Raw genomic sequence first — 11,289 nt, forward strand, 5'->3', positions numbered from 1 at the left:
GAGGCTTAGGGGCGCCCACAGGCGTTTCACCTGTGCCAAAAACAGACGATCCCACCCAGGCAAAGCCTGGATGGGACCATCCGTCCTTGGACGTCTTCTTAAGTCAGATCGGCTGCCGGCCCTTAGGCCGACACGCGCGCGGGCTCTTCCACGATCGAGAAGCGGACGCCGGCCTTGTGGCGGCTCTCTTCCGAGACTTCCTTCCAGCAGTCCTCGGCCTCCTTGCGGGTCTTGAAGGGGCCTTTGACCTGGGCCGAGCCTTCCACGAGCTTGTGGAAGTTCATCGAACCGAACTCGCCGCCGATCACCCAGAAATTGCTGCCTTTGGTCATTGTCAGTCTCCTGTCGAAGTCGAGATTCGTTAGCCGAACTGGTTCATCGTGTTGTGAGCACCGCCCGCCTTCAGGGCAGCCTCGCCCGCGAAGTACTCCTTGTGGTCGTCACCGATGTCGGAGCCGGCCATGTTCTGGTGCTTCACGCAGGCGATGCCCTGACGGATCTCGGCGCGCTGGACGTTCTTGACGTAGCCCAGCATGCCCTGCTCGCCGAAATACTCGCGGGCGAGATTGTCGGTCGAGAGCGCCGCCGTGTGGTAGGTCGGCAACGTGATCAGGTGGTGGAAGATACCGGCGCGCTTGGCCGAATCCGCCTGGAAGGTGCGGATGCGGTCGTCGGCTTCCTTGCCCAGCGGCGTGTCGTCGTACTCCGCCTTCATCAGTTCGGCACGGTTGTACTTGCTGACGTCCTTGCCGGCTTCCTTCCAGGCATCGAACACCTGCCAACGGAAGTTGAGCGTCCAGTTGAACGACGGCGAGTTGTTGTAGGCGAGCTTCGCGTTGGGGACGACCTTGCGGATGCGGTCGACCATGCTGGCGATCTGCTCGATATGCGGCTTCTCGGTCTCGATCCAGAGCAGGTCGGCGCCGTTCTGCAGCGAGGTGATGCAATCGAGCACGCAGCGGTCTGCGCCGGTGCCGGAGCGGAACTGGTAGAGGTTGGAGGGCAGCCGCTTCGGACGCATCAACTTGCCGTTGCGGTTGATGATGACGTCGCCGTTGCGGGCGTTCTCAGCGGTGATTTCCTCGCAATCGAGGAAGCTGTTGTACTGGTCGCCGATGTCGCCCGGCTTGTGGCTGACGGCGATCTGCTGCGTCAGGCCGGCGCCGAGCGAGTCGGTGCGGGTGACGATGATGCCGTCTTCGACGCCGAGCTCGAGGAACGCATGGCGGCAGGCACGGATCTTCGCCAGGAAGACCTCGTGCGGCACGGTGACCTTGCCGTCCTGGTGACCGCACTGCTTCTCGTCCGAGACCTGGTTCTCGATCTGCAGCGCGCAGGCACCCGCTTCGATCATCTTCTTGGCGAGCAGATAGGTCGCTTCCGCGTTGCCGAAGCCGGCGTCGATGTCGGCGATGACGGGGACGACATGGGTCTGGAAGTTGTCGATCTGCGCGATCAGCTCCTTCTCGCGGGTCTTGTCGCCTTCCTTGCGGGCCTTGTCGAGCAGGCGGAAGATGTCGTTGAGCTCACGGGAGTCGGCCTGACGCAGGAAGGTGTAGAGCTCCTCGATCAGCGCCGGCACCGAGGTCTTCTCGTGCATCGACTGGTCGGGCAGCGGGCCGAACTCGGAGCGCAGCGCCGCGATCATCCAGCCCGAGAGGTACAGATAGGTACGGTCGGTCTTGCCGCCGAAATGCTTCTTGACCGAGATCAGCTTCTGCTGGGCGATGAAGCCGTGCCAGCAACCCAGCGACTGGGTGTACTTCGTGGGGTCCTTGTCATAGGCGGCCATGTCGGCCCGCATCAGCGCCGCGGTGTAGCGGGCGACGTCGAGGCCGGTCTTGAAACGGTTCTGCAGGCGCATGCGGGCGACGGCCTCGGCCGACACGCCATTCCAGGTGGGCTGGGTCTCGAGGAGCGCCTGGGCCGCCTTGACCTCGTCCAGATACGAGGACGGGCCCTGGAGGGTGCTGATGCCGCGGGGCTGATAGTTCATGTGCCTGATCCTTTCGCTGACGATGGCGATGGCTTGCCATCGACATTCTTGACACTGCATTGCGAGATGCGTGTCAGGAGGTAAACGCGAAAAGGGAAACTTCGTACAGATGGCTTGTCTTTTATTGGTGATGTCATGTAACATAAGAACATGTAATAGATGTCATTTTGTAAATTTTGTAAATATATAGGTCAGCAAAGCTGTCCTTGATGCCGATGGAGATCGAAAGACATGGCCGCCGAATCCGGGAAGAAACTGTTCGTCGGCCCGCGTTTCCGGCGCATCCGACAGCAATTGGGACTGTCACAGACCCAGATCGCCGAGGGGCTCGGGATCTCGCCGAGCTATGTCAACCTGATCGAGCGGAACCAGCGACCGGTGACGGCGCAGATCCTGCTGCGGCTGGCTGAGACCTACGACCTCGATCTGCGCGATCTCGCCAGCGCCGACGAGGACCGCTTCTTCGCCGAGCTGAACGAGATCTTCTCCGATCCCTTGTTCCGCCAGATCGACGTGCCCAAGCAGGAGCTGCGCGACCTCGCCGAGCTCTGCCCCGGCGTCACCCATGCGCTGCAGCGTCTCTACGCGGCCTATACCGAGGCCCGCCAGGGCGAGACGCTGGCGGCCGCGCAAATGGCCGACCGCGACGTCGGCACGCGCTATGAGGCCAATCCGGTCGAGCGCGTGCGCGAGCTGATCGAGGCCAACCGCAATTATTTTCCGGAGCTGGAGCAGGCCGCGGAGAATCTTCGCGACGAGCTGAACGTTCCGGCCGAGGGACTGTATGCCGCGCTCGCGGCGCGCTTGCGGGAAAAGCATTCGATCCAGACCCGCATCATGCCCGTCGACGTGATGCGGGAGACGCTCAGGCGTTTCGACCGCCACCGCCGCCAGCTCCTGATCTCGGAGCTGGTCGATCCGCCCGGCCGCGCGTTCCAGCTCGCCTTCCAGCTCGGCTTAGGGGAATGCGCACAAGCCCTGGAGACCATCATCGGCCGCGCCGGACCGCTCGACGACGCCCCGCGCCGCCTGTTCCGCATCACGCTCGGCAACTACTTTGCTGCTGCCGTGATGATGCCCTATCCGGCATTTCTGGCCGCCGCCGAGGCGCTCAACTATGACATCCACGTGCTGGCTCAGCGCTTCAATTCCGGCTTCGAGCAGGTCTGCCACCGCCTCACCACCCTGCAGCGACCGAATGCGCGCGGCATTCCGTTCTTCCTGCTCCGCGTCGACAATGCCGGCAACGTGTCCAAGCGCTTTTCCTCCGGCACCTTCCCGTTCTCGAAGTTCGGCGGCACCTGTCCGTTGTGGAACGTGCACTCGACCTTCGACACGCCCGATCGCCTGCTCAAGCAGGTGATCGAGCTGTCCGACGGCACGCGCTATTTCTCGATCGCGCAGATGGTGCGCCGCCCCGTCGCGCCACACCCGCTGCCGCAGCCGCGCTTCGCCATCGGCCTCGGCTGCGAGATCCGCCACGCCGCGCGTCTGACCTATGCCGCCGGCATGGACCTCGAGAAGACCGAGGGCACGCCGATCGGCGTCAATTGCCGCCTCTGCGAGCGCGAAAACTGCGCCCAGCGCGCCGAACCGCCGATCACGCGCACGCTGATTTTGGACGAGACAACGCGGCGGGTGTCGAGTTTTGCGTTCTCGAATGCGCGGGAGTTGTGACGGTATTCAGCTCTCGTGTCCCGGACGCGCTGCAGCGCTTGCGCTGCTGCGCAGAGCCGGGACCCAGCAGCTGCGAATTGCCCTCTCGCATGGGCCCCGGCTCTGCAGCGCACCGCCGAAGGGGCGCTGCGCTGCGTCCGGGGCACGAGAACGCCTCACGCCAGCGTGTGCACGATCACCGGCCCCGCGGCCGCGCTCGCATGTCCTGCCAGCAACGGGCCGAGATCCTTCTCGATCCAGGCGACCGCGCGCCTGTTCGCTTCCTCGGCCTGCTCGAACTTGTCGAAGATGGAGATCGCGGTGACGGTGTCGTCGCCGGCATAGACGACGTAATAGGCGCGGAAGCCGTCGACGTCGCTGATGATCGGAACGGCGCCGTCCTTGATGCGGCGCGCCAGCTCTTCCGCGCTCCCGCTTTTCGCCTTGGCCTGACGGATGGCGGCATACATGGCATCCTCCCTTCGGCTGTCTGGACTTTCGGGCTCTGGGCCCGGAGCCGATGTTACGCCGAAGTGCGCTCCCGATCCATGCGTGGTTAACCCCGCACTAATCCATTGCAGCGTTCTGCAACCAACGGTTAAGCACGCCTCAACATCGGCGCCTTAGTCTCGCCCCACTCACTTTTCGCAAACAACGGCGGCCTATTCTGCCGGGCGAAGTGACATCAGGGGGTTCATCATGCGCATTGCGTTGCTGCTGACCGCGACCATCGTCGGCGCGCTCTTTGCCGGTCCAACTCGTGCCGGATCGCTCGAGGCCGACGCGGCGCAGCCGCTGCCGCCGGGCTTCCAGAGCTACCGCGGCTACATGTTCGACCTGTCGGAGAATTCCGACCGCAAGGACGTCGACAAGCTCACCGACAATCTGAAGCAGCAGATCGACCTGGTCGAAGGCGCGGGCCTGTCGCCGCGCGTGCTGCGTTTCTTCCATACCGTGCCGATCGTCGCCAGCGAGCTGGCCTGCCTGGACGAAGGCGCCGCGACCGCGTGCTACGGCCGGGTCACGCCCGACATCCGCCGCACCGTTCCACGGACGCTGACGGTGTGGGATCCGAACAAGCAGCGCTGGACCAATCCGAACGCCGTCGACCTCGCGGTCGATTCCGGGCTCGGCGTGATCATGCTGCGGCCGGACATGATGCGCTACGAGAAGGAGGCCGTGCTGCTGCATGAGCTGCTCCACGCCTATCACGCGCGGCTGCTGCCGGACGGCTATGCGAACAAGGGCGTGATCACCTATTATGCCCTGGCCAAGTCCAAGGACCAGTTGCCCAAGGAATCCTACGCGCTGAAGAACCCCATGGAATTCTTCGCGGTCACCGCCAGCATCTTCCTCTCCGGAAAGAGCGAATTCCACGATCCGAAGTCGCGCGAGGCGCTCAAGGAGAAGATGCCGGACTATTACAAATATCTGGTCGGCGTGTTCGGGTTCGACCCCGCGCCGACGGCGGCAAACGGCCCGGTTGCCTCGCTGCAGTGAGGCGCCCCCGACCGACACGCAAAAAGCCGCGCGATCTGCGCGGCTTTTTCAGTTTTGGCCGGTGGAAGCTGCGGATGATTCACAGCCGGGAATTGCCAAGGCAGGGCCCGATCTGCATAGTCCCGCCCGCATCGATAGCGTTTTTCGAAGAGGATAAGAGAACATGGCGGACGCCGACCTGGATGTCGTGATCCGGCAGCTGGCCAAGCAGTTGCATACGGGCCTGATGACCCGTGCCAAGGAGCGGCGGGATCGCTTCAACGGCCTGGCGGCCAAGGCCAAGAGCAAGGAGACCGCCGACCGCTTCAAGATGATGGCCAAGGCCACCCTGGAGCAGGCCATTGCTGCCGCCAAGCGCCTGCAGATGTCCGCCGACAACGTCGCCGACAGCTATGCCCGCTCGATGCGGATCGCCGCCAGCACTCCCATCGCGGTGAAGGCGGAGAAGACGAAGGCCGAGAAGGCGCCGAAGAAGGCCGCCAAGGCGAAGAAAGCGAAAGCCAAGAAGGCGAAGTAGCTGCTGGTTTCTTCCTTCTCCCCTTGTGAGAGGGGCAGCATCGTAATGGGCAAAGCGAAGCGTGCCCACGCGCCTGTTGCCGTATTGAAGAGATCGTGGGCACGGCGCAAGGGCGCCTTTGTCACCCCTCCGATTCCGGACTCCGCGGAGAGACTCCTCTCACCTCCTCGGCCCCGAGACCTGGGCCGGCTCGGCGCTCGCCAGTTCGGCGAGCTTGGCGCGGGCGGCTTCGCGGGCGCGGCCGTCCTTGCCGGATGGCAGCGCCAGCGCCGCCTCGAAATCGGCACGCGCGTCGTCGGCCTGGCCGCGGGCGAGGAATGCCAGGCCGCGGTCGAGGCGGGCCTCGGCATCTCTGGGATCGAGGCGGACCGCCGTATTGTAGCTCAGGATGGCGCGATCGAGATCGCCGGTGGCGGCGAGCGCGAGGCCGCGCTGGTGATAGGGTGCGGCGAGCCTGGGATCATGCGCGATCGCCTCGTCATAGTCGGCGATGGCGAGCTCGAAGTCGCCGTTCAGACGGCGCGCCATCGCGCGGTCGCGATAGAGCGCAGCGCGGTTGGGGTTGAGGTGAATGGCCTCGTCGAAATCGGCGATCGCCCGCTTGAAGTCGCCATGCCGCAGCGCGATCCGTCCGCGCCCCTCATAGGCAAAGGCGATCAGCGATCCCCGCAACGGCGAGAAGCCGATCACGGCCGAGCAGACGTCGGGCTCGTCCTCGTCACCGCAATTGACGACCATGTGCGTCGACAAACCGATGAGCACACACAGGACGATCAGCAATGGCACGACAGTTCTTGTCATCTTCGACGGCGACCGGCATTTTGCCGGCCACGCATCCCCTTTCGAAGAAAGCATCTCCCCCGCTGTTAGCACCGGCCGGGACGATCCTGTGTGCGGCAGGTCACAAAGCGCGAATCTCCCTTCGAAGTTCCGTCAGCCCCAGGGGCCACGCGAGGGACCACGCGACGAGGAGCGCCCCCACGGGCCGCGCGGGGGATAATTCTCGTTGGCACCGACCGACGGAGCGGCCCGCGCGCCGAGCTCGGCCGCAAGCTGCCGAAGCGCGGCAATACGGTTCTGCGTCGAGGGATGGGTGGCGAACAGATTGTCCACGCCATGACCCGACAGCGGGTTGATGATGAACATGTGCGCGGTCGCCGGGTTTCGCTCGGCCTCGTAGTTCGGCACCTGATGCGCGGCCCCCTCGATCTTCACCAGCGCCGAGGCCAACCACATCGGCTGTCCCGCGATGCGCGCACCGAGATTATCCGCGGCATATTCGCGGGTGCGGCTGATCGCCATCTGCACCAGCATGGCGCCCAGCGGGGCGAGGATCATCATCAGGATTGAGCCGACGACGCCGAGACCATTGTTGTTCTCGCGATTGCCGCCGAAGAACATGCCGAACTGCGCCAGCATCGAGATCGCGCCGGCAATGGTCGCAGTGATGGTCATCAGCAGCGTGTCGTGGTTCTTGATATGGGCAAGCTCATGCGCGATCACGCCGGCGAGCTCCTCGTGGCTGAGCTGGCGCATCAGGCCGGTGGTGACGGCGACCGCAGCGTTCTCGGGGTTGCGGCCGGTCGCGAAGGCGTTCGGCTGGGCCTCGTCCATCAGGAACACGCGCGGCATCGGCAGGCCCGCCCGGCCCGCAAGCTCGGCGACGAGCCCGACCAGCTCCGGCGCGGTCGAACGGTCGACCTGATGGGCGCCGTACATCGACAGCACCATGCGATCGGAGTTCCAGTAGGTGAAGAGATTGGTCGCGGCGGCAATGACGAGCGCGATCATGGCGCCTGAGGCACCGCCGATCAGATAGCCGACGCCCATGAACAGAGCGGTCAGGCCGGCAAGCAGCATTGCGGTACGAAGATAGTTCATGGCCGTCTCCTGGGGCCAGCCGCGGCCGCTGGAGGCGTCCGCAGGCCGGCAAGGATGAGGTAGGGATGAGCACGGCCGGAGTGCAAGGTTTCGAGGTGCGTCGCGGAGCCGCGGCACTGGTTCGCGCACCATACTTCCATTAAACTTCGTCCAGAATCCAAGCGTTCCCTCCCCGCCGGAAACTCCATGCTCCAGACCCGACTTGCGATCGCGGCCGTTGCTTTCGCTGCGCTGTCCTTTCCCGCCTCCGCCCAGCTCCAGCAGCCGCCCGGAAGGACCGCAGCGCCCAGAGCAACGGCCCCCTCGCCCCGCGCCGCCTCATGCCATAACGGCGCGAGCTTCGATCGTTTCCTGTCCGACGTGAAGCAACAAGCGGTCGCCGCCGGCGTGTCGCAGCGGACGATCGCGGAGGCCTCGCCCTATCTCGTCTACGACCAGGGCATCGTCAATCGCGACCGCGGCCAGCGGGTGTTCGGCCAGCTCTTCACCGAATTCGCCGGACGCATGGCCGCGCCCTATCGGATGCAGAACGGCCAGCAGCACATCAAGCAACACGCCGCCGCATTCGCGCGCGCCGAGAAGGAATACGGCGTGCCGCCGGCGGTGATCGCCGCATTCTGGGGCCTGGAGAGCGACTTCGGCGCCAACATGGGCAATCTGCCGACGCTGAAGTCGCTGGTGTCGCTCGCCTATGACTGCCGACGCTCCGAGATGTTCGTGAACGAGACCATCGCCGCGCTGAAGATCATCGACCGCGGCGACCTGCATCCCGACGAGATGATCGGCTCCTGGGCCGGCGAGCTCGGGCAGACCCAGTTCCTGCCCGTGCACTATGTCAACTATGCCGTCGACTATGACGGCGACGGACGGCGCGACCTGCTGCGCTCGGGCGCCGACGTGATCGGCTCGACCGCGAACTACATCGCCAACGGCCTGAAATGGCGGCGCGGCGAGCCTTGGCTGGAAGAGATCAAGGTGCCGCCGAACCTGCCGTGGGAGAAGACTGATCTCACGGTGCGCGAGCCGCGCTCGACCTGGGCGCAGCTCGGCGTCACCTATCCCGACGGACGACCGCTGCCGAACGACAATCTCGCGGCGTCCGTGCTGCTGCCGATGGGACGCTTCGGTCCGGCTTTCATGGCCTACGCCAATTTCGCCGCCTACACCGAGTGGAATAACTCGCTGATCTATTCGACGACGGCGGGCTATCTCGCCTCGCGCATCGCGGGCGCCGCCCCCATGCGCAAACCGGCCCAACCGGTGCCGCAGCTGCCGTTCAACGAGCTCAAGGAATTGCAGCAGCTCCTGGTGCGTGCCGGCTTCAATGTCGGCAAGGTCGACGGCGTGCTGGGCCAGCAGAGCCGCGCCGCCGTGAAGGCGATGCAGGTCAAGTTCGGCCTGCCCGCCGATTCCTGGCCGACCGCCGAGCTGCTCGCCCGCATGCGGGGCGGCACGGCGCAGGCCCAGCCGGCGGGGACCGTGCGGTAAAGCTCCATTCGCTGTCATGCCCCGGCTTGACCGGGGCATCCAGTACGCCGCAGCCATAGTTGGTTCGCACAATTCCCGCCGCGGAGTACTGGATCGCCCGGTCAGGCCGGCGATGACTGCGAAGCGTGCGGAGACGACGACAGCGGAGCTGTGGCGCGATAGAATTTTCGCATCGCACAAGCGGCTTTGCGCGATTGTATTTTTCCATGAGGCTCCCATGTGAGTGGCTCAGGTTTTCTCCTGAGATTTCCCATTCACAAGCGAGCATCACATGTCCTTCTACGACGCCGTCGTTCCCGCCTATTTGCAGATGCTGAACAGCATGACCGGGCTGCTCACCAAAGCCGAGGCGCATTGCGCGGCGAAAAAGATCGACCCGAGCGTGTTGCTCGGCTCCCGCCTGTTTCCGGACATGCTGCCGCTGTCGCGGCAGATCCAGCTCGTCAGCGATTTCGCCACCAAGGGCTGCGCGCGGCTGACCCATAGCGAGGTGCCCTCGACCCCCGACACCGAGACCAGCTTTGCGGAATTGAAGCAGCGGCTGGCGAAGACGATCGACTACGTGAAGTCGTTCAAGCCCGAGCAGTTCGAGGGGGCCGAGAGCAAGGACGTCACCTTCCCGAGCGGGCCCGATAAGACCACGACCCTGAAGGGCCAACAATTCCTCAGCGCCTTCTCGCTGCCGAACTTCTATTTCCACTGCGCGACTGCCCACGGCATTTTGCGCCACAACGGCGTCGAGATCGGCAAGCGCGATTTCATGGGCCTGAACTGATTTGCGCAATCGCACGGCCGGACAGCAGGATGCTGCTGCGGTGGCCGGAATTGCACATGAAATATGCTACGCGGTCCCTACCGCGTAGCTCGCCTGCACTTTCCGTATGGCTCCCACCTTGCGCTGATTGCCGCGATGCACAAGTGTTCCGGACCTCTCACCGCCTGGAAGCATTCCCCATGAGCCGTTCGACCAAATTGTTTGAGACCTACAAGCTCGGCCCGATCACGCTGGCCAACCGCCTCGTCATGGCGCCGCTAACGCGTAACCGCGCCGTACCTGGCACGTTCGTGCCCGGTGCGCTCGCGGCCGACTATTACGGCCAGCGCGCCTCCGCAGGTCTCCTGATCACCGAAGCAAGCCAGGTCTCGCAGCAGGGCCAGGGCTACCAGGACACCCCCGGCATCTATTCCAAGGACCAGGTCGCCGGCTGGCGCAAGGTCACCGACAAGGTTCATGCGCGCGGCGGCAAGATCTTCATCCAGCTCTGGCATGTCGGCCGCATCTCGCATGTCGACCTCCAGGCGAACGGTGCCGCCCCGGTGGCGCCGAGCGCGATCCGCGCCAAGGGCAAGACCTTCGTGAACGGCGGCTTCGCCGACGTCTCCGAGCCGCGTGCGCTCGAGCTCTCCGAAATTCCGGGGATTATCGACGACTTCAGGCGCGCCACGAAGAACGCGCTGGAAGCCGGCTTCGACGGCGTCGAGATCCACGGCGCCAACGGCTATCTGCTCGAGCAGTTCGCCAAGGACGGCACCAACAAGCGCACCGATGCCTATGGCGGCTCGATCGAGAACCGCGCGCGGCTGATGCTGGAGGTGTCCAAGGCCGTCGTGGCTGAAGCCGGTGCCGATCGTACCGGTATCCGCATCTCGCCGGTGACGCCGGCCAACGACATCTCGGATTCCAACCCGCAGGCGCTGTACGATCACATCGTCGACGGGCTCAGCGCGCTCAAGCTGGTCTATCTCCATGTGGTCGAAGGTGCCACGGGCGGGCCGCGCGATATCGCGCCGTTCGACTATGCAGCCTTGCGTAAGCGCTTTGCCGGCGCCTACGTCGCCAACAACGGCTACGACTTCGATCTCGCCACCAAGGTGCTGGACGCCAACGCGGCCGATCTCATCGCCTTCGGCAAGCCGTTCATCTCCAACCCCGACCTCGTCGAGCGGCTGAAGCAGGGCGCCGCGCTGAACGATTGGGACAAGAACACGTTCTACGGCGGCGGCGCCAAGGGCTACACGGATTACCCGACGCTGGCGGCCGAACCGGCGGAGTAGCCACCCTCCACACGACAACCGTCATGCCCCGCGAACCGAAGGGGCATCCAGTACGCCGCGGCCTCTCGATTCAATCACGGCCGTCTCTGGAATACTGGATTGCCCGCTTCCTGTTTAGACCGGACAGATCACTGACAGGTGTTCGGAGACATAGCTGACACATCAAGATGGGCTGGATTGGTCGATTCGGGAGGCC

The 11,289-nt window shown here is 64.6% G+C and carries 11 protein-coding genes; 6 read left to right on the forward strand and 5 right to left on the reverse strand.

The genetic code is table 11. The annotated features are described in order from the left end of the window. Window positions 1–122 precede the first annotated feature (122 nt). Both UNPF46_RS23705 and UNPF46_RS23710 read right to left on the reverse strand, forming a co-directional pair. Entirely contained in the window at window positions 123–332 is a 210-nt protein-coding gene (locus UNPF46_RS23705) for a DUF4170 domain-containing protein (RefSeq protein ID WP_100176335.1), read from the reverse strand. Between the two features lie 29 nt (window positions 333–361). Continuing rightward, entirely contained in the window at window positions 362–1,996 is a 1,635-nt protein-coding gene (locus UNPF46_RS23710; RefSeq protein ID WP_100176336.1) for an isocitrate lyase, read from the reverse strand. Window positions 1,997–2,227: 231 nt separating this feature from the next. On the opposite strand from UNPF46_RS23710, the gene UNPF46_RS23715 reads away from it, so the two are divergent. Then, window positions 2,228–3,673 (forward strand): helix-turn-helix domain-containing protein, encoded by a 1,446-nt coding sequence (locus tag UNPF46_RS23715; protein ID WP_100176337.1) that lies wholly within the window; start codon window positions 2,228–2,230, stop codon window positions 3,671–3,673. A 155-nt stretch (window positions 3,674–3,828) separates the two neighbouring features. Here the strand turns inward: UNPF46_RS23715 and UNPF46_RS23720 are convergent, their stop codons facing one another. Continuing rightward, window positions 3,829–4,122 (reverse strand): antibiotic biosynthesis monooxygenase, encoded by a 294-nt coding sequence (locus UNPF46_RS23720; protein WP_142251619.1) that lies wholly within the window; start codon window positions 4,120–4,122, stop codon window positions 3,829–3,831. A 229-nt stretch (window positions 4,123–4,351) separates the two neighbouring features. On the opposite strand from UNPF46_RS23720, the gene UNPF46_RS23725 reads away from it, so the two are divergent. Together UNPF46_RS23725 and UNPF46_RS23730 are read left to right on the forward strand one after the other, a co-directional pair. Further along, window positions 4,352–5,152 carry a zinc-dependent peptidase gene (locus UNPF46_RS23725; RefSeq protein ID WP_142251620.1) on the forward strand — a complete coding sequence of 267 codons (801 nt, stop codon included), beginning with the start codon at window positions 4,352–4,354 and terminating at the stop codon, window positions 5,150–5,152. Window positions 5,153–5,315: 163 nt separating this feature from the next. Then, window positions 5,316–5,669, forward strand: a complete 354-nt coding sequence (locus UNPF46_RS23730) for a valine--tRNA ligase (protein ID WP_100176339.1) — start codon at window positions 5,316–5,318, stop codon at window positions 5,667–5,669. Window positions 5,670–5,828: 159 nt separating this feature from the next. On the opposite strand, the gene UNPF46_RS23735 is transcribed toward UNPF46_RS23730, so the two are convergent. Continuing rightward, window positions 5,829–6,470, reverse strand: a complete 642-nt coding sequence (locus tag UNPF46_RS23735; protein ID WP_174718852.1) for a tetratricopeptide repeat protein — start codon at window positions 6,468–6,470, stop codon at window positions 5,829–5,831. A 132-nt stretch (window positions 6,471–6,602) separates the two neighbouring features. Further along, window positions 6,603–7,550: a zinc metalloprotease HtpX gene (gene htpX / locus UNPF46_RS23740; protein WP_142251621.1), complete on the reverse strand. Its 948-nt coding sequence runs from the start codon at window positions 7,548–7,550 to the stop codon at window positions 6,603–6,605. 186 nt (window positions 7,551–7,736) lie between these two features. On the opposite strand from htpX, the gene UNPF46_RS23745 reads away from it, so the two are divergent. The 3 genes from UNPF46_RS23745 (at window position 7,737) to UNPF46_RS23760 (ending at window position 11,093) form a co-directional block, all read left to right on the forward strand. Continuing rightward, the gene (locus tag UNPF46_RS23745) at window positions 7,737–9,038 is read left to right on the forward strand and encodes a lytic murein transglycosylase (protein WP_142251622.1); all 1,302 of its coding nucleotides are present in this window, start codon (window positions 7,737–7,739) and stop codon (window positions 9,036–9,038) included. Window positions 9,039–9,309: 271 nt separating this feature from the next. Further along, on the forward strand, window positions 9,310–9,813 hold the full coding sequence (locus UNPF46_RS23755; RefSeq protein ID WP_100176343.1) for a DUF1993 domain-containing protein: 504 nt from the start codon (window positions 9,310–9,312) through the stop codon (window positions 9,811–9,813). 179 nt (window positions 9,814–9,992) lie between these two features. After that, window positions 9,993–11,093: an alkene reductase gene (locus tag UNPF46_RS23760; protein ID WP_142251624.1), complete on the forward strand. Its 1,101-nt coding sequence runs from the start codon at window positions 9,993–9,995 to the stop codon at window positions 11,091–11,093. Window positions 11,094–11,289: the final 196 nt, after the last annotated feature.

Origin of the sequence: Bradyrhizobium sp. UNPF46, assembly GCF_006658625.1 — a bacterium.
GTDB lineage: Bacteria > Pseudomonadota > Alphaproteobacteria > Rhizobiales > Xanthobacteraceae > Bradyrhizobium > Bradyrhizobium nitroreducens.

Coding starts and splice junctions, on each gene's coding strand:
- UNPF46_RS23705 (WP_100176335.1), bottom strand. CDS start 332: ATGACCAAAGGCAGCAATTTCTGGGTGATCGGCGGCGAGTTCGGTTCG.
- UNPF46_RS23710 (WP_100176336.1), bottom strand. CDS start 1,996: ATGAACTATCAGCCCCGCGGCATCAGCACCCTCCAGGGCCCGTCCTCG.
- UNPF46_RS23715 (WP_100176337.1), top strand. CDS start 2,228: ATGGCCGCCGAATCCGGGAAGAAACTGTTCGTCGGCCCGCGTTTCCGG.
- UNPF46_RS23720 (WP_142251619.1), bottom strand. CDS start 4,122: ATGTATGCCGCCATCCGTCAGGCCAAGGCGAAAAGCGGGAGCGCGGAA.
- UNPF46_RS23725 (WP_142251620.1), top strand. CDS start 4,352: ATGCGCATTGCGTTGCTGCTGACCGCGACCATCGTCGGCGCGCTCTTT.
- UNPF46_RS23730 (WP_100176339.1), top strand. CDS start 5,316: ATGGCGGACGCCGACCTGGATGTCGTGATCCGGCAGCTGGCCAAGCAG.
- UNPF46_RS23735 (WP_174718852.1), bottom strand. CDS start 6,470: ATGACAAGAACTGTCGTGCCATTGCTGATCGTCCTGTGTGTGCTCATC.
- htpX (WP_142251621.1), bottom strand. CDS start 7,550: ATGAACTATCTTCGTACCGCAATGCTGCTTGCCGGCCTGACCGCTCTG.
- UNPF46_RS23745 (WP_142251622.1), top strand. CDS start 7,737: ATGCTCCAGACCCGACTTGCGATCGCGGCCGTTGCTTTCGCTGCGCTG.
- UNPF46_RS23755 (WP_100176343.1), top strand. CDS start 9,310: ATGTCCTTCTACGACGCCGTCGTTCCCGCCTATTTGCAGATGCTGAAC.
- UNPF46_RS23760 (WP_142251624.1), top strand. CDS start 9,993: ATGAGCCGTTCGACCAAATTGTTTGAGACCTACAAGCTCGGCCCGATC.